The 223-nt window shown below is 65.9% G+C and carries 1 pseudogene; it reads left to right on the forward strand.

Features of this window, described 5'->3' with window-relative positions:
• Positions 1–223: pseudogene (locus tag KO536_RS24140) on the forward strand (urocanate hydratase); the annotation flags it as partial.

Here is a 223-nt window from a genome sequence, read left to right on the forward strand (position 1 = left end):
TGGATCGGACGCCGTGTCCGACTGGCCATTGCTCAACGCCCTGTTGAACACCGCGAGCGGCGCGACCTGGGTTTCGCTGCACCACGGCGGTGGCGTGGGCATGGGCTTCTCTCAGCACTCGGGGATGGTGATCGTGTGTGACGGTACCGACGAAGCGGCTGAGCGTATCGCCCGTGTCCTGCACAACGACCCGGCAACCGGCGTGATGCGTCACGCAGATGCG

It is taken from the genome of Pseudomonas sp. NKUCC02_KPG (assembly GCF_019345465.1).
In the GTDB taxonomy this organism is placed as follows: Bacteria; Pseudomonadota; Gammaproteobacteria; order Pseudomonadales; family Pseudomonadaceae; genus Aquipseudomonas.